The organism is Corynebacterium sp. Marseille-P3884, assembly GCF_017942225.1.
Taxonomy (GTDB): domain Bacteria; phylum Actinomycetota; class Actinomycetes; order Mycobacteriales; family Mycobacteriaceae; genus Corynebacterium.
This window is the reverse complement of sequence record NZ_JAGKSD010000002.1, coordinates 69,119-91,630: the sequence shown is the minus strand read 5'-3', so window position 1 is coordinate 91,630 and position 22,512 is coordinate 69,119. Positions and strand designations below refer to the sequence as shown.

General features: G+C 62.0%; 21 protein-coding genes. 17 read left to right on the top strand and 4 right to left on the bottom strand.

The features are described from left to right. Positions 1–68: 68 nt before the first annotated feature. The 4 genes from J5Y21_RS01490 to J5Y21_RS01475 all read right to left on the bottom strand — a co-directional run bounded on the left by J5Y21_RS01490 (position 69) and on the right by J5Y21_RS01475 (position 4,060). On the bottom strand, positions 69–1,550 hold the full coding sequence (locus tag J5Y21_RS01490) for a hypothetical protein (protein ID WP_210572067.1): 1,482 nt from the start codon (positions 1,548–1,550) through the stop codon (positions 69–71). Between the two features lie 255 nt (positions 1,551–1,805). After that, entirely contained in the window at positions 1,806–2,474 is a 669-nt protein-coding gene (locus J5Y21_RS01485) for a response regulator transcription factor (RefSeq protein WP_210572057.1), read from the bottom strand. Between the two features lie 41 nt (positions 2,475–2,515). Further along, a complete protein-coding gene (locus tag J5Y21_RS01480; protein WP_210572056.1) occupies positions 2,516–2,746 on the bottom strand; it encodes a hypothetical protein in 231 nt (76 codons plus the stop codon). Between the two features lie 147 nt (positions 2,747–2,893). Then, on the bottom strand, positions 2,894–4,060 hold the full coding sequence (locus tag J5Y21_RS01475) for a histidine kinase (RefSeq protein WP_210572053.1): 1,167 nt from the start codon (positions 4,058–4,060) through the stop codon (positions 2,894–2,896). 50 nt (positions 4,061–4,110) lie between these two features. On the opposite strand from J5Y21_RS01475, the gene J5Y21_RS01470 reads away from it, so the two are divergent. The 17 genes from J5Y21_RS01470 to tyrS all read left to right on the top strand — a co-directional run bounded on the left by J5Y21_RS01470 (position 4,111) and on the right by tyrS (position 22,495). Beyond that, positions 4,111–4,920 (top strand): RNA methyltransferase, encoded by an 810-nt coding sequence (locus J5Y21_RS01470; protein ID WP_210572051.1) that lies wholly within the window; start codon positions 4,111–4,113, stop codon positions 4,918–4,920. A gap of 67 nt (positions 4,921–4,987) precedes the next feature. Further along, the gene (locus J5Y21_RS01465) at positions 4,988–5,602 is read left to right on the top strand and encodes a DJ-1/PfpI family protein (protein WP_210572049.1); all 615 of its coding nucleotides are present in this window, start codon (positions 4,988–4,990) and stop codon (positions 5,600–5,602) included. Continuing rightward, positions 5,583–6,044, top strand: a complete 462-nt coding sequence (locus tag J5Y21_RS01460) for a MarR family transcriptional regulator (protein WP_210572047.1) — start codon at positions 5,583–5,585, stop codon at positions 6,042–6,044. Before J5Y21_RS01465 ends, J5Y21_RS01460 begins: the two co-directional genes overlap by 20 nt. Positions 6,045–6,155: 111 nt before the next feature. Then, positions 6,156–7,214, top strand: coding sequence for a phenylalanine--tRNA ligase subunit alpha (gene pheS / locus J5Y21_RS01455; RefSeq protein WP_349236903.1), 1,059 nt, complete (start codon positions 6,156–6,158; stop codon positions 7,212–7,214). A 26-nt stretch (positions 7,215–7,240) separates the two neighbouring features. Further along, entirely contained in the window at positions 7,241–9,775 is a 2,535-nt protein-coding gene (gene pheT / locus J5Y21_RS01450; protein WP_210572042.1) for a phenylalanine--tRNA ligase subunit beta, read from the top strand. 55 nt (positions 9,776–9,830) lie between these two features. Continuing rightward, positions 9,831–10,874, top strand: coding sequence for an N-acetyl-gamma-glutamyl-phosphate reductase (argC, locus tag J5Y21_RS01445; RefSeq protein WP_210572040.1), 1,044 nt, complete (start codon positions 9,831–9,833; stop codon positions 10,872–10,874). A 52-nt stretch (positions 10,875–10,926) separates the two neighbouring features. Beyond that, a complete protein-coding gene (gene argJ, locus J5Y21_RS01440) occupies positions 10,927–12,087 on the top strand; it encodes a bifunctional glutamate N-acetyltransferase/amino-acid acetyltransferase ArgJ (protein ID WP_210572038.1) in 1,161 nt (386 codons plus the stop codon). A 16-nt stretch (positions 12,088–12,103) separates the two neighbouring features. Further along, positions 12,104–13,036, top strand: coding sequence for an acetylglutamate kinase (gene argB / locus J5Y21_RS01435; RefSeq protein ID WP_246874837.1), 933 nt, complete (start codon positions 12,104–12,106; stop codon positions 13,034–13,036). Then, a complete protein-coding gene (locus tag J5Y21_RS01430; RefSeq protein ID WP_210572035.1) occupies positions 13,036–14,223 on the top strand; it encodes an acetylornithine transaminase in 1,188 nt (395 codons plus the stop codon). Before argB ends, J5Y21_RS01430 begins: the two co-directional genes overlap by 1 nt. Continuing rightward, positions 14,220–14,726 carry an arginine repressor gene (locus J5Y21_RS01425; RefSeq protein ID WP_210572034.1) on the top strand — a complete coding sequence of 169 codons (507 nt, stop codon included), beginning with the start codon at positions 14,220–14,222 and terminating at the stop codon, positions 14,724–14,726. The genes J5Y21_RS01430 and J5Y21_RS01425 overlap by 4 nt, the downstream gene beginning before the upstream one ends. Before the next feature lie 76 nt (positions 14,727–14,802). After that, the gene (locus tag J5Y21_RS01420) at positions 14,803–16,023 is read left to right on the top strand and encodes an argininosuccinate synthase (protein ID WP_210572028.1); all 1,221 of its coding nucleotides are present in this window, start codon (positions 14,803–14,805) and stop codon (positions 16,021–16,023) included. Positions 16,024–16,025: 2 nt separating this feature from the next. Further along, a complete protein-coding gene (gene argH, locus J5Y21_RS01415) occupies positions 16,026–17,462 on the top strand; it encodes an argininosuccinate lyase (protein ID WP_210572023.1) in 1,437 nt (478 codons plus the stop codon). A gap of 50 nt (positions 17,463–17,512) precedes the next feature. After that, complete coding sequence (locus J5Y21_RS01410; RefSeq protein ID WP_210572022.1) at positions 17,513–18,697, top strand: hypothetical protein; 1,185 nt, start codon at positions 17,513–17,515, stop codon at positions 18,695–18,697. Next, positions 18,694–20,304 (top strand): VWA domain-containing protein, encoded by a 1,611-nt coding sequence (locus J5Y21_RS01405; RefSeq protein WP_210572020.1) that lies wholly within the window; start codon positions 18,694–18,696, stop codon positions 20,302–20,304. Before J5Y21_RS01410 ends, J5Y21_RS01405 begins: the two co-directional genes overlap by 4 nt. A gap of 76 nt (positions 20,305–20,380) precedes the next feature. Then, positions 20,381–20,935: a hypothetical protein gene (locus J5Y21_RS01400; protein WP_246874836.1), complete on the top strand. Its 555-nt coding sequence runs from the start codon at positions 20,381–20,383 to the stop codon at positions 20,933–20,935. A gap of 20 nt (positions 20,936–20,955) precedes the next feature. Next, positions 20,956–21,147, top strand: coding sequence for a Trm112 family protein (locus tag J5Y21_RS01395; protein WP_210572016.1), 192 nt, complete (start codon positions 20,956–20,958; stop codon positions 21,145–21,147). 73 nt (positions 21,148–21,220) lie between these two features. Next, a complete protein-coding gene (gene tyrS / locus J5Y21_RS01390) occupies positions 21,221–22,495 on the top strand; it encodes a tyrosine--tRNA ligase (protein ID WP_210572014.1) in 1,275 nt (424 codons plus the stop codon). Positions 22,496–22,512: the final 17 nt, after the last annotated feature.

The window sequence follows — 22,512 nt, the reverse complement described above, 5'->3', positions numbered from 1 at the left end:
CCACACGCAGTGCGTGCGGACAGGTTGAAGCAATCTTCGCGGGGTGGAGCTCCCCTTAGATCAGCGCCTTAGAACAGGCCGTTGTGCGGCTTGCCGAAGTCGTTGACGGTGGCCTTGCGGGAGTCAACGTTCTGGTCGTTGCCGGTGGAGTTGTCGCCGGCGAGACGACCGGTCTGGGTGACCGTCATGTAGTTGGACAGGCGGCCTTCCTTGGTGTTGCCGTCGCCGAAGGAGAAGGCGCCGAGCAGGACGTCGTCACCAGCGTTGACCGGGTTGGACAGGGTGACCTCGAAGGTGCGCACGCCCTTGTCGTGGTTGTAGCCCATGTCGCGGATGTGAGCGCCGTTAGCCTTGGTGGTGGTGATCAGGCGGTCGACGCCCTTCGGGCCGTCCTCGGTGCGGACCTCGACACGGAAGGTGATCGCCGGGAACTCGCCCCAGTAGCGGTCGGTGCCGACGTTCTTAGCGCGCAGAGCGACGGAGCCTGCGAAGCCCTCAGCCTTGGAGCTGGAGGTGGTGAAGTACGGCTCGATGTCGAGCTTCTGGGCATCAGCTGCCGGCTTGTTGGAGTCCTCGACCTTCTTGGTCTCAGCGTCGGCGACAGCCTCGACGGTAGTGTCCTTGTCCGCCTTGGCGTTCTTGTTCTCCTTGTCAGCCTTAGCGTCCTTGTCAGCCTTAGCGTCCTTGTCAGCCTCCGGCTTCGGAGCGTTCACGTCGATCTTCTTGTTGGTGACGTCCTCGGAGTCGTTGTCCTTGACCTTGTTGACGTCGTCGAGCGTCTCGCCCTCGTTCATCTTCTCCACGTCGGAGTGGTATGCCGGGTTCGGGTTGTCGACCGGCTCGGTGACCTGTGCGCCCTTGTTCGGTGCCCAGGAATCAGCCGGGGTGTCGTAGTTCTTGACGCGGACTTCGTTCTTGACCGGCATGTTGGCGACCCAAGCGGTCGGGGTAGCCCAGGTGCCGTTCGGCTTGCAACGCTGCTGGGTGCCGGTCATGGTGACGGTGCGGAAACCGTAGGATGCCTCGCCGGTGTTGCCAGCCGGGACGTCGTACGGGCCGATCTGCTGGCCGACGGTCCAGCTCAGGGAACCGGAGACATCCCAGCCGAGGGACTTAGCGAGGGAGTAGCCGATGCTGCCCTGCATGCCCTTCTTGGAAGCCTGGCCGCCGAGCTCGAGGGTCTCGGTCTTGGAGCCGTTGATGCTTGCGGAGATGTTCTGGGTGCGGGACAGCTCCTGCTGCAGCGGGATGTCCTTGTCGGACAGGTTGGTGGTGGAGATGGTGCCAACCGGCAGGAAGTTGTCGGTCACCTTGTAGACGACGGTGCGGTAGTCCTCGGTGGAGTTGCAGACCGGGCGCGGGTTGAGGACGTTTGCCTTGAGGTGGTCGCTGCCACGGTAGGTGTGGATGATCGGCAGCTTGGCGTTGGTTGCCGGGGTCTCCGGGGCGGACTCTTCGAGGGTTGCAGCGGTTGCGGGGTTTGCAGCGGCGGTTGCGGTCATCAGTGCTGCGAGTGCGGCAGCAGCTGCACGGCGGGTGTAGCGGGCCATGACAGGTTCTTCCTTTCTCGTGTTGAATACTTCGGCAGCGCGTACCGGGGTGGTCCCCCGGCTGTGATCGTTGTCAGTGATCGGTTGGACGCTGATGACGTTCAACCTAAGCCGTGCACAGAGCACAAACAAGGAAAAACAAGCCTCTTGGTACCTAAGTTTGCAGGTCAGAGACTTTCGTTCCGCGCGGCTGCAGAGCGACCTGCGGAAAGGAACGAAAGTGTAAGTAGAAGTCGGCCCGTGAATGCGGGTGAGTTATTTGCCGCCGAGAACGTGCACGACGAGATCGAGACGCGATGACACTCCGTAGAGAGTGAGCAAATGCGAAACGTGCTTTTTCACCGTCGACTCGGAGTAGTTGAGACGGCGTGCGATATCGGAATTGCTCAACCCTTCGCAGAGGAGCTCCAAGACATCGATTTCACCGTCGGTGATGCCGTCGGGGTAGGTCCGCTGTTGTGGTGCGGATTCGACGGGCGTCTCTTCGGGAGAGATATAGCGCACGAGTTTCGTCATCGCGGCGGGGGACACGACTGTTCCGCCGGTGACGGCTTGGCGCACAGAAAGAACGATCTCTTCCGGCGGCTGGCTCTTCAGGATGTATCCGCGCCCACCCTGGGCCAGAACATCGAGCATCTTCCGGTCGTTCTCCAGCGAGGTGATCGCGAGAAAGGCCGGCGTCTTCGGAAGTTGATTGAGGCGACCGAGCAGGGTCGGCCCGTCCATCTCGGGCATGTAGACATCCGAGAGAACGAGGTCGATCTCCTCTGGGTCGATGAGCTCGAGGGCCTCCGGGCCACTCGATGCTGTGCCGACGACATCGATGCCGTCAGCAGAAGTGAGGTAGCGGTTCAGGACATCGCGCACGAGCGGGTCGTCGTCGACGAGGAAGACTCGGATGTGCTTGTCGATACCGCTGCTCATGAAAACCTAAAGAAAAATCAAAGATGAAGATCTACTTCGAACTACTTCTTGCACCACAGTCGACCGATGTAGCCACCGCAATTCAGCATGTCGCCCATTGCGCCGGTGTAGAAGGAGAGAGCCGGGGCATCGGACTCGCCCTCGACGGCGGCGTTATCTGCCTGAATCTGCTCCGACGTGATAGGCGCGGTCTCTTCCGCATGTGCGGACGGCGCAAGGATGAGAGCAGCGGTGGCGAGGACAGACGCAGTAAGCGCGGAGATCTTCTTCATGATGTTTCCTTTCGGAGAAATGGCAGAGGTAGAAAAAGTACTTCTAGTAGCTCCAACGATTATGAATCCGTAAGAAGCTGAGAACAAGCTTTTAGGCGATGATTCGAAAAGACGGTACGAAAGTACACTAGTGCGACCTGGTGAAATCTACTTTCGTTCCTTGCTGTTGCCGCGTTTTGCGAGAGGGAACGTGAGCTCGCTTCTCCAGGTGGAGTCGACCTTGGAGAAGGACAAGGTTCCGCCGTCCCGCTTTACCAGTTTAACTGCTTCAGTGAGACCGATCTCTGTTGTCATGGCCACATCTGGTGCATAATCGGCGACGGTGTTCTGGATCGCAATGGTCACGACTTCTTCGTCGCGAACAGCAGCAACGATGATTGGTTTGGTTTGGTCAGCATACTTCAGGATGTTCGTCTGCAACTCTCTGAATACGGCGTAACCATTTTGGATCTGAATTCCTGATAGGACAGCCTCGTTGATTCCGGACTCGATGACGGAGAATCCGTGGCTGCGAATCTTGCCGACGATAATCAAAAGGTGATTGAGCAGGTCCGACGAGCCTTGATAATCATCCGATGCGAATTCAGATTCGTCGTTGGTTCGCATGAAACGGATCAGTTCTCGGACTTCGCGCATGGCTCGGCGCGCGTCTTCGGCGATAAGGAGAGAATCCTGCCGGGAGTTTTCCGGTGCGTTCATTGCCATTGACTCGCTGCGAAGAACCACGGAGGTGAGCGACGCAGCGACGGATCCGTGGAGTGCTTTAACTGCACGGTCGCGCTCGTCCTCAATCTGCTGCTGAAATTTCTCCGAGTCTCTTCTTTTGTTGATCAAGGTTTCGCGGATGACTAGTCCGCCAGTCCACACCACGATGATGAAAGCACCAAGGATCGCACTGGGTTCAACATCATCGGGGATAAATTCCCCAGCGCTCACTCGTGTGAGCGCGAGATACCAAAGGGCAACTGCGCATAGTCCGCTGGCCGCAGGACTCAAACAGAGAGAAAGGTTCGTTGCCACGGCGAGTGTGCCGAAAAAGACTACTGGGCTTTGCAACTCTGTATTTGTTGCCGCAACCTGCAATAAAACAGCAAACGCAATGGTAGAAGGAAGTGGGCTAATTAGTGTGCACACCGCAATGACGAGAACTCCTACCCGGAGAGCTGTGGCGCTGGCTTCTACAGGGGCACCGGCCAGGAGGAGTCCCAAAACTGCGAGAACAGCGCACACGACAAGGGCGCTCCCCGCGAAAAACCACCGGCGTGGTGCCGGCGACTCGGGGAACGCCTTGATCCACTGGCGCAACGATGTCACACGGATAGCGTAATAGCGCTTGCGTGATGCTGCTTATACGCTGGGTCAGCATGAGCCTCGATTTCTCTCAGCCTTTCACTGAACGCACTCCTCGGGTGGTCAACGCGGGGAAGTTGAATAGGGCGGCTGGGCGTCGTAAAGCGAAAGCTTTTTTGGCGGAAGGGGAGAACTCCGTCGAAGCGGCTGTGGCGACGGGTGCTGCGACGGATTTGTTCGTGACGGAGGCGGCGGCGGACCGTTTCGCGGACGTGGTGACGGCGGCGGGATACATGGATGTGTTCACGCACGCGATCACGGACAAGGCCGCGCAGACGCTGACGGACACGGTGCACACGACGGGGATTTTCGCGGTGTGCAAGCCTGTGACGTGGACGCTCGGCGCGATTTTGAAGGGACGCCCGAAGCTTGTCGCGGTGTGCGTGGAGACGAACGACCCGGGCAACGCTGGCACGATCATTCGGCTCGTGGACGCGCTGGGCGCCGATGCTGTCGTCTTCGCCGGCGATACCGTCGACCCGGAGTCTCCGAAGGTTGTGCGATCCTCGGCTGGTTCGCTCTTTCATGTGCCGGTTGCCCGGGAGCGCGACATCAAGGGAGTGCTCGGCCAACTGCGGGCAGCAGGCTTATCGACGTTCGCGACCACCATGCACGGCGAGGTGAACCTTGCCGATTCCGGTGATGCGCTGAACCAGCCCACCGCGTGGCTGTTCGGCAACGAAGCCCACGGACTGCCCGAGGACGTGCTTGAGGCAGCCGACCACACCGTTTCGATCCCGATCCAGGGCTCCGCCGAATCGCTGAACCTGTCCACCGCCGCATCGATCTGCCTGTGGGAGTCGGTGAAGGCGCTGGGGGACTAAACCCTGATCGTCGCTCTTGTGTAAGGGGGCTAGCGCCCGGGACAAAAATGACAGTATGCTGTCAAATATGACTAAGTTGCTAGCTTGTTACGCCACTGACACCATGGCCGACTGGGAGTTTTCCTACCTCACAACACTTGTCGCTAGGGCCCGGCAAGCGAAACCGGGGATCGGCGAGATCCGATTCGTCGGAGATGGAGTGGAACCCGCTCACACTCTCGGCGGCCTGCCTCTCAAGCCAGATGTCGATCTCGAGGAACTTGACCTTGACCAGTTAAGTATCCTTGTCATCCCGGGAGGGGACACTTATAGTTCGGGCCATGAGCCGCTGCTAGAGATAGTCCGTGAGTGCGAACGGCGCAGAGTTCCAATTGCCGCCATTTGCGGCGGAACGCTCGCACTTGCGCGGGCTGGAGTGCTTGATCATCGCCAGCACACCTCCAATGCGCCAGAATTTCTGGTCGGGACCGGTTATCTAGGGGCCGACAACTACTTGGATGCGCCTGTGGTAAGCGATAGGGAAGTGATCACAGCGTCCGGCATTTACCCGGTACAGTTTACCGCCGCTGTTCTACGCGAGATTGATCTGCTCTCCGCTGAGCTCATCGACTTATGGGAGAAGCTTTACTTGGGCGATCCTGAGACATTCCCGGAGTTTATGGATGCCTGGCAGAACGCCTGAGGGGGACACGCTCACAGACCTGGTCCTGCCCCTCTTCGAGGTCGCTGCGGAACTGGAGGACGCAGCAACGTCCATCACGAACGGTACGAGGTTGTCGCCAGCGATGTGGAAGGTTCTGGGCTTGATTATCAACGAACCATTGACGGTCGCGGAGATCGCCCGTCGGTTAGGAAATGCACGTCAAAGTGTACAAAGACTGGCCGACGTTGCCGTCGAAGCCGGAACGGCCCAGTGGCAGCGGAACCCAACCCATAAACGATCGCAACTGCTTGCGCTCACTCCTGTAGGCAAAGCTGCCCTCGCAGCACTCCGGCCGCGTCAGCACAAGTGGGCGAATGCAGTTGGAGGGAAGATGGGGAAAGGGGAATTGATCGACCTCTCACGCCACGTTGAGGAACTACTGACTGCCTTGCGGGCTGTGAGGAGAGATGAGTCGCAGTAGATTTTCAGTGCTACGTTCGTAACGGCCTCGGCGCAGGGAAGCTTGAGCGCACGGGTATGCTGGTGAGCGTTTTGAAATCGTCTGTCTGGAAAGGCGCGGGTGAACGGTAGCGTGGCTGATCAGAGCAACCCCACACCGGAAATCGAACTGACCGAAGAGAACCTGAACGCGGCGGCTGACGCGGCGATCGAGGCGTTTGAGGCGGCGCCGGACCTGGCATCGTTGGAGGAGGTCAAGCGCGAACACCTCGGCGAGCAGTCGCCGATCATGCAGGCGCGTAAGTCGCTCGGTTCGATCCCGAAGGACCAGCGCAAGGACGCCGGACGTTTCGTGAACATGGCGCGCGGCCGTGCGGAGAAGCGTTACAGCGAGCTGCACGCCGAGCGCGAGGCGGAGCACCGCGAGCAGCAGCTGCGCGAGGAGAAGGTCGATGTCACGTTGCCGACGTCGCGTGCGCAGGCTGGCGCGATGCACCCGATCACGACGCTGAGCGAACAGATCGCCGACATCTTCGTCGGCATGGGTTGGGAAGTCGCCGAAGGCCCGGAGGTTGAGGCTGAGTACTTCAACTTCGACGCGCTGAACTTCATCCCGGATCACCCGGCGCGCACCCTGCAGGACACGTTCTACGTTGGCGAGGAAGGCTCCCGCCAGGTCATGCGTACCCACACCTCGCCGGTTCAGGTGCGCACGATGCTTGAGCGTGATCTGCCGATCTACATTGCGTGCCCGGGACGTGTGTTCCGCACTGACGAGCTCGACGCTACGCACACCCCGGTTTTCCACCAGGTTGAAGGTCTCGCCGTGGACAAGGGCCTGACGATGGCGCACTTGCGCGGCACGCTCGACCACCTGGCGAAGGTGCTGTTCGGCCCGGAGACCAAGACGCGCATCCGCACCAACTACTTCCCGTTCACTGAGCCGTCCGCGGAGGTGGACGTGTGGTTCCCGAATAAGAAGGGCGGCGCTGGCTGGATCGAGTGGGGCGGCTGCGGCATGGTCAACCCGAATGTTCTCCGTGCTGTTGGCATCGACCCGGAGGAGTACGCCGGCTTCGCATTCGGCATGGGCATTGAGCGCACGCTGCAGTTCCGCAACGGGCTGACGGACATGCGGGACATGGTCGAAGGTGATGTCCGCTTCACGCTGCCATTCGGTGTTCAGGCGTAACAGGGAAGGTTGAAGGAGAGTAGAAAATGCTGATTTCTCAAAAATGGTTGACGTCCCTGCTGAACAACGCCGGTAACCCTGGCTGGTCCGTGAGCCCGGAGGAGCTCGATGCCGGCTTCGTGCGCGTCGGTTTCGAAACCGAAGGCTACGAGCCGCTGCCTGAAACGACAGGCCCGCTCGTTGTCGGCCGGGTCGAGGAGATCGAGGAGCTCACTGACTTCAAAAAGCCGATCCGCTACTGCCAGGTCAACGTCGGCGATGCCAACGGCACCGGCGAGCTGCAGGGCATCATCTGCGGTGCGCGTAATTTCAAGCTCAATGACCTCGTGGTCGTGTCCCTGCCGGGCGCTGTGCTGCCGGGCGGCTTCGAGATCTCCGCGCGCAAGACCTACGACCACATCTCTAACGGAATGATGGCCTCCGAGGCAGAGCTCGGCTTCACCTCCAAGAGCGACGGCATCATCGTTCTGCCGGAGGGCGCGGGCGAACCGGGCCAGGATGCCCGCGAGGTGCTCGGTGGCTTCGACGACACGATCTTCGAGGTCAATGTCACGCCGGACCGCGGCTACGCTCTTTCCGCACGCGGTTTGGGCAGGGAAGTGGCTTCGGCCTTCGGGTTGGAGTACACGGACGTGGCGGAGGAGCCGTCGATAAGCGGCATTGATCTGTCTGCCGTGCCGGAGCCCACAGGCGACGCTCTGCCGATCACCGTCGAAGAATCGACGAAGGCGCTGCGTTTCGGTGTTCGCAAGGTCGAAGGCATCGACCCGGCTGCGCAGGCGCCGTTCTGGATGAAGCGTGCGCTCATGCTCGCTGGCATCCGTTCTGTCAACGCCGCGACCGACGTGACCAACTACATCATGCTGCTGCTCGGCCAGCCGATGCACGCCTTTGACGCGGATAAGATCGCTGGCGGTCTGCGGGTGCACAATGCTTCCGGTGGCGAAGAATTCGAGACCCTTGACCACGTCAAGCACACGCTCACCCCGGGTGATGTGGTCATTTCCGATGACAATGGCATCCAGTCGCTCGCCGCGATCATGGGCGGCACGACCTCCGAGATCGGTGACGACACCACCGACGTCTTCTTCGAGGCCGCGACGTGGGATGCACTTACCGTCGCGCGTTCTGTACGCCACCACAAGTTGAGCTCGGAAGCTTCTCGACGCTTCGAGCGTGGCGTCGACCCCGCCCTCGTCGAGGTAGCCCTGGATCTGGCATGCGCGCTGCTCGTTTCGATTGCGGGCGGAACTGTCACCGACAAGCGCACGATCGTCGGCGATGCACCGCAGCCCGACGCGATCCGCCTGCGCGCGGCGCAGCCGTCGGAGCTGATCGGTGTGGATTACTCGGTTGAGACCGTGGTCAAGCGCCTCGAGGAGGTCGGCTGCTCTGTCGAGCAGACCGAGGAAAATGGCGAGACCGTTCTTTCCGTGACTCCGCCGACGTGGCGCACCGACCTGAACGAGCCGGTGGAGTTGATCGAAGAGATCGTCCGACTTGAGGGTCTCGACGAAATTCCGCTTGAGCTGCCGACCCCGCGCGGAGGCCGTGGCCTGTCGCCGCTGCAACGCCGTCGCCGTGCTGTCACGCACTCGCTGGCTTACTCCGGCTACGCGGAGGTCATCCCGACGCCGTTCATGTCCAATACGGTGCTCGACACCTGGGGTCTGGAGGCCGACGACGACCGTCGCCGCGTTGTCACGGTGCAGAACCCGCTCGACGCTGACTATGGCGTCTTGGCGACGACGCTTCTGCCGGCAATGCTTGAAGCGGTCGGCCGCAATGTCGCACGTGGACGCAACGACCTGTCGCTGTTCTCCGTCGCACAGGTCGCTTACAAGTTGGCTGCTTCTTCGCCGATGCCGAGCGTCGCTCAGCGTCCGGCTGATGCCGAGATCGAAGAGCTCATCGCTTCGCTGCCGCTGCAGCACCTTCACGCCGCGACTGTGGCGACGGGCAATACGGAGCTCGAAGGTCCGTGGGGTGACGGGCGCGCCTACACATGGTCGGATGCCGTCGAGTCCGCACAGGTCGTCGCGCGGGCCGCGGGAGTCGACCTCCAGATCTCTTCCGCCGAGGAATTGCCGTGGCACCCCGGCCGTTGTGCCGCACTGTCTGTGGCGGTCGAGGGCGGCGACCTCGTGGTCGGCCACGCCGGTGAGCTTCACCCGCAGGTGCTTGAGGCAATGGGTCTTCCCGCACGCACGTGCGCGATGGAGATCGACCTGACCGCACTGCCGTTGGCGGAGAAGCTTCCTGCGCCGGTGCTGTCGTCCTTCCCGGCGCTGCATCAGGATGTCGCGCTGGTCGTGGACGAGGAGATCCCGGCTGAGTCTGTGCGCCGCACGCTAGAGAACAATGCCGGCGACCTCATCGAGGGCGTGACGCTTTTCGACGTCTACCGCTCCGAGTCCCTGGGTGAAGGAAAGAAGTCGCTCGCATTCGGGCTCGTGTTCCGCGCACCGGATCGCACCCTCACCGAGGACGAAGCATCCGAAGGCCGGCTTGCCGCAGCAGAGGCAGCGAAGAAGGAATTCGGAGCAGAGATGCGCGCATAAAATTATTTGCGCTGAATTATTTGCAAAGGGCGCGGGTGCTGTGTAGCCTGACGCTATGACCATCAAAGTCGCAGTCGCAGGCGCCACCGGTTACGCGGGCGGGGAAATTCTCCGCCTGCTCGTCGGGCACCCGCGCTTTCTCGATGGAACCTTTGAAATCGGTTCGTTGACCGGAAACTCAAATGCCGGTCAATTAGCTGCTGACGTGCTTCCGCACGTTCCGCAACTGGCTGACCGCGTGATCGAGGAGACCACCGTCGAGGTGCTGGGCGCACACGATGTCGTCTTCCTTGGACTGCCTCACGGGTTCTCCGCTGAAATCGGTGCTGCATTGCCGGAGTCCACGCTCGTGCTGGACTGCGCCGCGGATTTCCGGCTCCGAAACGCGGAAGACTGGACTGCATATTACGGATCCGATCACGCCGGTTTTTGGCCCTACGGAATTCCGGAAATGCCGGGCCACCGCGAGGAGATTGCGAGTGCCAAACGGATCGCCATCCCCGGGTGCTTTCCCACCGGCGCGACGCTCGCAGCGCTGCCCGCGGCTGCCCGCGGCTTGGTTGAGCCGTCGTTCAGTATCGTCTCGGTGACCGGTGTGTCCGGTGCGGGGAAGAAGGCCAACGTGGACCTGCTTGGCGCTGAGACGATGGGATCGGTGAAGGCGTACAAAACCGCCGGCAAGCACCGCCACACCCCGGAGATGGTGCAAAACCTCTCCGAGGTGACCGACGAGGAAGTGTCGGTGAGCTTCACCCCAGTGCTGGCGCCGATGACGCGCGGCATTCTCTCCACCATCACCGCGCCGTTGAAACCGGGCGTGACTGAGGAGAATGCGCGTGCTGCCTACGAGGAGTTCTACGCGGGCGAACCATTCGTGCGACTGCTGCCGCAGGGGCGCCAGCCGCAGACCCAGCACATCGTAGGAACGAATATGTGCCTGATGCAGGTCGAGGTCGATGAATCGGCTGGTGTTCTGCTGGTCACGTCAGTGATCGACAACCTCACCAAGGGGACCGGCGGGGCAGCGGTGCAGTGCATGAACCTCGCCCTCGGTTTCAACGAAACGGACGGTCTTCCCCTGGCGGCGGTAGCGCCATAGACGGGTCGATGCCTTTCATCGCGCGGCTTATTTTTAAGTAAAGGAATGTGACATGGCTACGACAGGTGTGACAGCCCCCGCCGGGTTCTCGGCGGCTGGAGTCACAGCAGGAATCAAGCAATCTGGCAAGCCGGATATGGCGTTGGTGGTCAACAATGGCCCGCGCTTTGACGCGGCTGCGGTGACTACCCGAAACAAGGTCGTTGCGGCCCCCGTCAAGGTCACTCGCAACGCACTGAATAACGGCTCGCTTTCCGCCGTGGTTTACAACTCCGGCAATGCGAATGCCTGCAATGGCGCACAGGGCGACCGGGACGCAGTGGAGATGCAAGAGGCCACGGCGCGTGAGCTCGGTGTGAAACCAACTGAGGTCGCGGTGTGTTCCACGGGCCTGATCGGCGATCTGCTCCCGATGGAGACGATCCGCTCCGGCATTTCGAAGCTGGGGGAGAACCTGGGCGATCACGGTCATCTCGCGGCGGAGGCGATCCTGACGACGGACCTGGTGTCTAAGGAAGCCATCGTCACACGCGATGGATGGAGTGTCGGTGGCATGGCGAAGGGCGTGGGCATGATGGCGCCGTCGCTGGCGACCATGCTCGCATGCATCACCACCGACGCTGTGGTGAGTTCCGCTGTGCTGGATTCGGCTCTGCGTGAAGCGGCCGGAGAAACCTTCAACACACTCGATATTGACGGTGCGACCTCCACCAACGACACAGTCATTGCGATGTCGTCGGGCGCATCGGGTGTGCAGCCGAGCTCCCAGGAGTTCACCCAGGCGGTCATCGAGCTGTGCGAGGAACTCTCCCGCCAGTTGCAAGCTGATGCGGAAGGCGTGACCAAGCGTGTCGTCATCACCGTGGAAGGCACCGCAGACAACGTTCAGGCCCTCAACGCCGCGCGCACCATCGGGCGCGACAATTTGGTCAAATGCGCCATGTTCGGTTCCGACCCGAACTGGGGGCGCGTGCTCGCCGCCGTCGGCATGGCGGATGCGGAGATGGTTCCGGAGAAGATCACTGTCTCCTTCAACGGCACCCCGGTGTGCGTCGACAGCACCGGCGCACCCGGCGCGCGGGACGTGGAGTTGAGCGGGGCAGATGTCGAGGTGCTCGTGGATCTGGGCACCGGCGGCCCGGGCAGAGCCAGTGTGCGCACCACGGACCTGTCGTACTCGTACGTGGAAATCAACTCGGAATACTCGACGTAGGAGCGGAGGTTCACTGTTGAATTTGAGCAATCAGGACCGCGCGCACGTCCTCGCTGAGGCGCTGCCGTGGCTGCAGCACTACCGCGACAAGATCGTCGTGGTGAAATACGGCGGCAACGCCATGATCGACGATGACTTGAAGTCTGCTTTCGCCGCGGACATGGTCTTTTTGCGCACGGTTGGCGCGAAGCCGGTCGTCGTGCACGGTGGAGGCCCGCAGATCACCGCGATGCTGGGGCAGTTGGGACTCGATGGCGGCGAGTTCATCGGTGGCTTCCGCGTGACCACGCCAGAGATCCTCGATGTCGTGCGCATGGTGCTCTTCGGCCAGGTCGGCCGCGACCTGTTGGGGCGCATCAACTCGCATGGTCCGTATGCGGTAGGCACCTCCGGCGAAGACGCCGGTCTGTTCACGGCGCAGAAGCGCTACGTCGAGGTCGACGGTGAGAAGAAGGACATCGGTCTGGTCGGTGAGATTGTCGACGTGAACCCGTCGGCTGTCATGGACATCATCGTGGCAGGCCGCATTCCAGTGGTGTCCAGCATCGCCCCGGGCAATGACGGCAATGTGTACAACGTCAATGCAGACTCGGCGGCGGGTGCGCTCGCCGCGGCGCTCAAAGCAGAACGTCTCGTCGTGCTCACCAACGTAGAGGGCCTCTACACCGACTGGCCGAATAAGGATTCGCTGCTGTCCAAGATCACGTTCAGTCAGCTCGCCCGCATGGTGCCGGATCTGGATTCGGGCATGATCCCGAAGATGGAAGCCTGCATGACTGCGGTGGAAAGCGGAGTCAACGCAGCGCATGTCATTGACGGGCGGATACCGCACTCGGTGCTCCTGGAGCTGCTCACCATGGGCGGCGTGGGCACAATGGTGCTGCCGGACGATTATGAGAAAGAGAACTATCCGGACGGAACTGTGTTCAGGAAGGATGATCCGCAGTGATGAGCAACCAGGATGCGCTGAATAAGTGGACCGACGTGTTCATGAATACGTACGGCACACCGCAGCTCCACCTCGTCAAGGGGAACGGCGCGACGGTGACAGACGCTGACGGCAACGATTACGTCGACATGCTGGCCGGCATTGCGGTCAACTCGCTGGGCCACGGACATCCAGCACTTATCGACGCAGTGTCGACGCAGGTGAGCCAGCTCGGACACATCTCGAATTTCTTCGGGTCGGATGCGGCTTTGACTGCGGCGGCGCGGCTGCGCGAGAAGTTCGGTGACCCGGAGGCCAAAGTCTTCTTCTGCAATTCCGGCGGTGAAGCGAATGAGGCGGCATTCAAGCTCTCCCGCTTGACCGGACGGACGACAGTGCTAGCGGCCGAGAACGGCTTCCACGGCCGGACGATGGGCGCGCTCTCGCTCACTGGCCAGTCCGGGAAAAGGGAGCCTTTCGCGCCGTTAGTGCCGGGAGTTGAGTACTACGCTTACGGCGATATCGGGCATGTGCGCGAGCTCGTCGACAAGCATGCGGGCGATGTCGCGGCGATCTTTATGGAACCGATCCAGGGCGAAGTGGGAGTGATTCCGGCGCCGGAGGGCTTCCTTAACGATGTCCGCGCATTGTGCGACGAGCATGGGATTCTCATGGTCGTCGATGAGGTGCAGACCGGCGTCGGCCGCACCGGAGATTTCTTCGCGTTCACGCAAGCGGGTGTGCAGCCCGACATCGTCACCATGGCGAAGGGCCTGGCTGGCGGCATGCCGATCGGTGCGGTGGTCGCCAACGCGAAAACAGCGGCGCTGTTCACCCCCGGCGCGCATGGCACGACATTCGGCGGTAATCCCATCGCCTGCGCGGCAGCCAATGCGGTGCTGGATATCGTCGACGACGCATTCTGCGTGGCGGTGAAGGAGAAGGGCGAGGGGCTGGCAGGAGCCGTCGATAAGCTTGCTGGCGTCGACCATGTGCGCGGCCGCGGGTTGATGCTGGGCGTCGTCTTGTCGGCGCCGGTGGCGAAAGACGCGGTGCGCGTCGGCTTGAAGCATGGCGTGATTCTGAATGCGCCGACGGATAATGTGCTGCGCCTGACTCCGCCGCTGACGATCACGGACGAGGAGCTTGACCGCGCTGTCGCCGCACTTGAGGCGACGCTGAACGAGTGTGTGGAGGAGACACGATGACAACACCGAATTCACGCGCCGTGCGCCAGGCGAAGATCCTGGCCATTCTCGATCACACACGCGTGTCGTCGCAGGTGCAGCTGTCGGAGCTGCTGCTGGACGAGGGCATCGACATCACCCAGGCGACGTTGTCGCGCGACCTCGACGAACTCGGGGCACGCAAGGTGCGCCCCACGGGTGGTGGGCGCTCGTACTACGCGGTGGGGGAGGAAGCCCAGTCCTTCCAGGCTTCCCCGAAAGGCCCGCGCGACAAGCTGCGCCGCATGCTCGCGGAGCTCGTCGTGTCCATCGACCACACCGGCAATATCGCCGTGCTGCGCACCCCTGCGGGCGCGGCACAGTACCTGGCAAGCTACATTGACCGAGTGGCACTAGAAAAAGTCGTGGGCACAATCGCGGGCGACGATACGGTGTTCGTTCTCGCGCGCGAACCGCTCACTGGCGCCGACCTCGCCGCTGAATTCATGGGCGAGGTGCAAAACGAGCCCAGCGATGACGACTAGCTGGAAACCCCACGCTAGATAACTGAATTCTTAGACCTGAAACTTCACACTGCTGAATTAAGGAGCATTGACTGTCATGACCAACCGCGTTGTTCTCGCGTATTCCGGCGGCCTGGACACCTCCGTGGCCATCCCGTACCTGGCTGAAATGACCGGCGGCGAGGTCGTCGCTGTCTCCCTCGACCTGGGACAGGGCGGCGAGGACCTGGAGTCTGTGCGCCAGCGCGCGCTGGATTGCGGCGCTGTCGAGTCGATCGTCGTGGATGCCCGCGACGAGTTTGCCGAGGAATACTGCCTGCCGACCATCAAGGCGAACGGCATGTACATGAAGCAGTACCCGCTGGTCTCCGCGATCTCCCGCCCGCTGATCGTCAAGCACCTCGTCGACGCAGCCAAGGAGCACGGTGGCACGCACGTCGCGCACGGCTGCACCGGTAAGGGCAACGATCAGGTCCGCTTCGAAGTCGGCTTCGTCAACCAGGACCCGGATCTGGAGATCATCGCTCCGGCCCGCGATTACGCGTGGACCCGCGACAAGGCCATCGAGTACGCCGAGGGCAAGGATCTGCCGATTGAGCAGTCCGCGGCATCGCCGTTCTCCATCGACCAGAATGTGTGGGGCCGCGCCGTCGAAACCGGCTTCCTCGAGGATCTGTGGAACCCGCCGACAAAGGACCTCTACGCCTACACGGAGGACCCGGCGCTGGGCAACGCTCCGGACGAGGTCATCATTTCCTTCGAGTCCGGCAAGCCCGTCGCGATCGACGGCCGCAAGGTCACTGTCCTCGAGGCCATCGAAGAGATGAACCGTCGCGCCGGCGCCCAGGGCATCGGCCGTCTGGACATGGTCGAGGACCGTTTGGTGGGCATCAAGTCCCGCGAGGTTTACGAGGCACCGGGCGCAGTCGCACTCATCACCGCGCACGAGGCGCTCGAGGATGTCACGGTTGAGCGCGAGCTCGCCCGTTACAAGAGGCTTATCGACGCCCGCTGGTCCGAGGAGGTCTACGACGGCCTCTGGTTCGCCCCGCTGAAGCGCTCCCTGGATGCCTTCATCGAGTCCACCCAGGAGCACGTCACCGGTGATATCCGCATGGTGCTGCACGCCGGCTCCATCACTGTCAACGGCCGTCGCTCCAACCACTCGTTGTACGACTTCAACCTGGCCACCTACGACACCGGCGACACCTTCGACCAGACTCACGCCAAGGGCTTTGTCAAGCTTCACGGCCTGTCCTCCCAGATCGCCAACAAGCGCGACAGGGCAGCAGCTAACGCAGCTGCCCAGGAGAAGTAAAGATGAAGCAGCACGGCACGAACGAAGGCGCACTGTGGGGCGGACGTTTCTCCGGCGGCCCGTCGGAGGCGATGTTCGCCCTGTCGGTGTCCACCCACTTCGACTGGATTCTGGCCCCGTACGACGTGCTGGCCTCCAAGGCGCACGCCACGGTGCTCAACCGCGCGGGCCTTCTGACCGATTCCGATCTTGAAGCGATGCTCGACGGGCTCGAGCAGCTCGGCCGCGATGTCGCTGACGGCTCCTTCCGCCCACTGCCGACCGACGAGGATGTGCACGGCGCGATGGAGCGCGGCCTGATCGACCGCGTCGGTCCGGAGCTTGGCGGCCGCCTGCGCGCGGGTCGTTCCCGCAACGACCAGGTCGCCGCGATGTTCCGCATGTGGGTGCGCGATGCATTCCGCGACGTTGCGGCTGACGTGACTGATTTGGTTGAGGCTCTTTCCAACCAGGCTGCTGCACACCCGGATGCCATCATGCCGGGCAAGACCCACTTTCAGGCGGCGCAGCCGATCCTGCTCGCGCACTCACTGCTGGCGCACGCCCAGCCGCTGCTGCGCGACCTGGAGCGCATCCGCGACCTGGATAAGCGCGTCGCTGTCTCGCCGTACGGTTCCGGTGCGCTCGCGGGTTCGTCGCTGCAGCTCGACCCTGAGGCGATCGCGGAGGAACTCGGTTTCGACTCTGCCACCGATAACTCCCTCGATGGCACGTCCTCACGCGATTTCGTCTCCGAGGGCGCGTTCGTGCTCGCCCAGATCGCCGTGGACATCTCCCGCCTGGCCGAGGAGATCATCGCGTGGTCCACGCCGGAATTCGGCTACGTCACGCTTGACGACGCCTGGTCCACCGGCTCGTCAATCATGCCCCAGAAGAAGAATCCGGATGTCCCGGAGCTCGCACGTGGTAAGACAGGCCGCCTTATCGGCAACCTGACCGGCCTGTTATCCACGTTCAAGGCCCTGCCACTGGCCTACAACCGTGACCTGCAAGAGGACAAGGAGCCGATCGTCGATTCGGTCAACCAGCTCCGCATCCTTCTTCCGGCGATGACGGGCCTGGTGTCCACGCTGACATTCCACGAAGACCGCATGCGCGAACTCGCGCCAGCGGGCTTCACCTTGGCGACGGACCTAGCCGAGTGGATGGTCCGCCAGGGCGTGCCGTTCCGCGAGGCGCACGAAGCATCCGGCGCGTGTGTCCGCATAGCGGAGGCCCGCGGGGTGGATTTGGTGGATCTGACGGATGAGGAGCTCGCCGGCGTCGATAAGCGTCTCACCCCTGATGTGCGTGAGGTACTCACGATCGATGGTGCCGTGGCATCCCGTTCCACGCGTGGCGGAACCGCTGCTGTTCGCGTCGCGGAGCAGCGCAAGCGTGTCGACGACGCCAATGCCGCGGCGCGCGCTTGGGCACAGACTCCCGTGCGCGGCGCCTAGCTACCGTCAGTTTCACTGCGCGGGGCTGAACGGCACCTTAAACTGTTTCCATGACCACACAACAGGCCACTGGAAGCTCCAACAGCAGTGGGCGCGGATGCTCCGTCATCGTCGGCATAATTTTGGCGATCGTCGCTATTGTGGCGGTCCTCATGGGACGGGGCGTGATCCCCGGATTCGGTGGCGGTGACGGCGGCGCTGAGGGAGGCCTCGGTGCCAAAGGCACAAAAGAGATTCACGGGGTAATCGGTTCCGAGAAACGCGAGTACTTCGAGGACCCGGAAGTTGTGGAGCGTCTGGCGGAGCTCGGCTTCACTGTCAATATCGATACCGCCGGTTCGCGCCGGATCGCCACTGAGGTGGAGCTGGAAGACCAGGACTTCGTCTTCCCGTCGTCGAGCCCGGCGACGCAGAAAGTCACCGACCAAGGCTCCGGCTATTCCACCGACTACCCGTTCTTCTCCCCGATGGCGGTAGCGACATTTCAGCCGATTGCGGAACTGCTCGAAGGCGCAGGTGTGGTGCGCCGCGAGGGTGACAGCTACATTCTGGACGTCAACGCCTATATCGACCTGACCAAGGAAGGGAAGCGCTGGCGCGATCTCGGCGACACCTTCCCCTCGCCGCGCAATGTGCAGATCTCCACGACGGATATCCGCACTTCTAACTCGGCGGCGATGTTCCTGTCCATCCTCGCGTGGCAATTCGGTGAGCGCGAACCGGACAAAGCCAACGACGTGAAATGGCTAACCGAACAGATTTCGCCATATTTCACCGGCCAGGGCTACACCCAGTCGTCTTCTGCCGGGCCGTTCAACGACTACCTGAGCCAAGGTATGGGATCAGCGCCCATGGTCCTGGTTTATGAGGCGCAATTCCTCGGCGAGAAAATGAAGCCGAATTCGCGCATCAAAGACGACATGGTGCTGCTGCAGCTCGATCCGACGGTGCTGGCCAACCACGGGCTCGTCGGCATCAGCGCGGAAGGCAAAGAGCTCGGCCGGCTGCTGTCTACCGATGAGCAGCTGCAGAAGCTCGCTGCCAAGCACGGCTTCCGCCCGTCCAGTAACGATTACCTGACCACGGCATTGGAAGAGAAACAACTGCCACCGCCGTCCAATTACGTCTCGTCGGTGGATCCGCCCAATTACGACCGACTTGAATCACTCATCGAAGGCGTGGGCATGCGCTACGGCACCGTTCCGCCCCGCAACCAGGAGGAGCAGGAGAAATGAAAAAACTACTAGCACTGCTGTTGACACTTCTGACCGGAGCTGTGCTCACTGCTTGCGGGCTGACCGGCAGCGGCGACGGCAACGGTGGGGGTGGCTTCGGTGGCTTCGGCGGCGGCGGTAAAGGTAGCGGCAGCGGGGAAGAACTGAGCATCCTCGCCGCTACTGAGCTAAAGGATCTCGAGCCGCTTGTTCAGCAGGCGTCGGAGGAGCTCGGCTTCCCGATCAGTCTCGAGTTCCCGGCCGGTACCTTGCAGAACTCGCAGGACCTCAAACACGGCAAATACGACAACGCTATCGACGCGACGTGGCTGGCCACGAACCGCTACATGGATCTGATCGGCGCCCGCGGTGCGCTCGCCGACGAGACCAAGATCGCGACGAGCCCTGTCGCCTTCGGCGTGCAGGAGTCGAAAGCGAAAGAACTCGGCTGGGACAAAAAGCAGCCGACGTGGGGCGAATTCGCCGATGCCGCGCGCGAGGGTAAGTTCACCTTCGGCATGACGGACCCGTCGGCATCGAATTCCGGCTTCTCGGCGCTGGTGTCTGTGGCGACCGCGATGGCCGATACCGGCTCGGCGCTCTCGGACGAAGACATCGCCAAGGTCGGCCCACGTCTGCACGAGCTCTTCCAGGCGCAATCGATGGTCTCCGGTTCCTCCGGTTGGCTCGCTGAGTCTTTCCAAGCGGACCCCGACAAGGCCGACGCGATCGTGAACTATGAGTCGACCCTGCACCAGATGCGCAAGGACGGTGCGGCCATCGAGGTGATCGTGCCCGCTGACGGTGTTGTTTCCGCTGATTACCCGCTGTCCACGTTGACTCATCCGAAGCACGAAGGTGCGCAGGACCAGGTCAAGGCGTTGGCTGACTGGATGTTGGATCACCAGCAGGAGATCGCCGATTCCTTCCGACGTCCGGTGGGAGATGTCGACAATCTACCGGCGGAGCTCGGCGACCAGACCGTGATTGAGCTCCCGTTCCCGGCGAGCCAGGATACGGTCGCCGCGCTGGTGCAGCGGTACAACAACGAATACCGCCGCCGTGGCACGACCTCGTTCGTTCTGGATACCTCCGGTTCGATGGAGGGCGAGCGCCTGGATTCGCTGAAGCAGATCATGACGTCCTTCATCGACGGTTCTGCGTCGACGGACACCGGCAACGTCGCGCTTCGTGACGGGGAGCAGGTCACGTTCCAGTCCTTCTCCGACACTCCGCATGAGCCGGTCACGGGCACTTTCAGCACCACTGATGCTGCGGCGAAGCAGAAATTCCAGACCTATGTCGACGACCTGAAGGCATCTGGCAGGACCAATATTTACGACACTCTCATGGAGGTCACCGAAAAGACCGACCCGGCTTCCGGCATCAGCTCGATTGTTCTGCTCAGCGACGGCGCGATGACTGCGGGACGCTCCTTCGACCAATTCAAGAAGGATTACGCCGCGGCAACAAATGGCAAGGGAAGCATCCCAGTCTTCGTCATCCTCTACGGTGAGGCGCAGACAGACCAAATGCAGGAGCTTGCCGACGTCACCGGTGGTGCCGTCTTCGACGCGATCAACGGCGATTTGAGCGACGCATTCAAGGAGATCCGTGGTTACCAGTAGCCCTTATACGTCCCCTTCGGACAGCGGTCAGGGAAGTGGCGGGAGCTTTTTCACCTCCCGCAAGAACCTGGTCGGAATGACCCTTGCGGTCGTAGTGATTGTGCTGCACCTCGCCATCGGGCTCGGCTTCCTGTGGCCAGTCGCGGCAGCAGCGGCGTGGGGAGCAGGAGTCGCGTTGACGCCGTCACCCGAGCGAAAGCAGCTCGGGGCGAGCAGCACGCCAATGCTGCCGGCGCCGGTGGAATTGGATGGAAAGCTCACCGAGGCTTTGAAACCGCTGTACGACGTGCGCCCGCCGAAACCTGTCGGCCCGCAGGCGCGGGAGCTGGATAAAACCCTGCGCTTCGTGTTGAGAAATTGGGACGACCTCAACTCGGCCCCGCAGCACCAGCAGAATATCTGGGACATCATCAATATTTATCTGCCGGAAGTGGTCACGACCTACCTCGATGCACCGCAGTACCGCAGCCCGGAGGCGGTGAAGGTCATGTCCGGATCGCTGGGCACGCTGACGTCGGCGGCGGACAAAGTCAGGCAGGGCATTCTCGACCAGAATCTGCGGGCGATGGATTCGCAGGCTCGCACGCTGCGGGAGGCCTTCGGCGACCTACCGGGCCTCGAGGACACCTAAGCAGGGTACGATGAACGACCATGACGGCCGACACTCCGACGCTTGACCCGCAGCTTCTCGATATCCTTGCCTGCCCGCAGGACAAGGGACCTTTGGAATATCTTTCCGAGGAGCAATTGCTGGTCAATCGCCGGCTCGGTGTCGCGTACCGCATCGACGATGGCATCCCGGTGCTGCTTACCGACGAAGCGCAGCCGTACCCCGCCGCCTAGCTTTCTCGCGGCACACCAATCCGAATAGTGAATACCCACCCCCTTAGTGAACGAGGCTTGAAGGAACTGCTTTATGGCTGACAGCGCAACGATCATCGATGAACTGCAGTGGCGCGGACTGATCAATCAGTCCACTGATTTGGACGCACTCAACGAGGCGACGAAGCAGCCGATCACTCTGTACGCCGGTTTCGACCCGACGGGGCCGTCACTGCACGCCGGGCACCTTGTTCCGCTGCTGATGCTGCGTCGATTCCAGGAGGCGGGCCACCGCCCGATCGTGCTGGCCGGCGGTGCCACCGGCATGATCGGTGATCCGCGCGACGTGGGTGAGCGCACCATGAACTCCGCCGACACCGTCAGCGACTGGGCCGGCCGCATCTCCGGCCAGCTGAAACGCTTCGTCGACTTCGACGGCGATAACGCCGCCACCCTGGTCAACAACGCCGACTGGATCAACGACATGACCGTGGTGGACTTTCTGCGCGATGTGGGCAAGCACTTCTCGTTGGCGACGATGCTCTCGCGTGACACCGTCAAGCGCCGTCTGGACAACGACGGCATTTCCTACTCGGAATTCTCCTACATGCTGCTGCAGGCCAACGACTACGTGCAGCTGCGCCGCCGCATGGACTGCACGCTGCAGGTCGGCGGTTCGGACCAGTGGGGCAACCTCGTCGCGGGCGTGGACTTGAACCGCCGCATGGACGGTGAGGCTGTTCACGCTCTCACCGTGCCACTGGTGACGGATTCCGAGGGCAAGAAATTCGGCAAGTCCACCGGCGGTGGCTCGCTGTGGCTCGACCCGGAGATGACTAGTCCGTACCGGTGGTACCAGTACTTCGTCAACACCGCCGATGCCGATGTGATCCGCTACCTGCGCTGGTTCACGTTCCTGACCAAGGAGGAGCTGGACGAGCTCGAGACCGAGGTCGCAGAGCGTCCATTCAAGCGCGAAGCTCAGAAGCGTCTGGCGCGCGAGATGACCGACCTCGTCCACGGCCCCGAGGCGACCAAGGCAGTGGAGCTCGCCTCCCAGGCGCTCTTCGGCCGCGCTGAGCTCTCCGAGCTCGACGAGCCGACACTTGCTGCCGCAGTTTCTGAGACTGACGTCTTCACTGTTGAGCCGGGTGCTCCTCGCACGATTGTCGATCTCATGGTCGGCACCGGCCTGGTCGATTCGAAGGGCGCTGCCCGCCGCGCTATCAAGGAGGGTGGCGCATACGCCAACAACGCCCGCATCGAGTCCGAGGACTGGGAGCCGGGTTCAGACGATTTGCTGCACGGCCAGTGGCTCGTGTTGCGCCGCGGTAAGAAGAATTTCGCCGGCGTGAAGATCGCCAATTAATCGACCGATCAGGCATT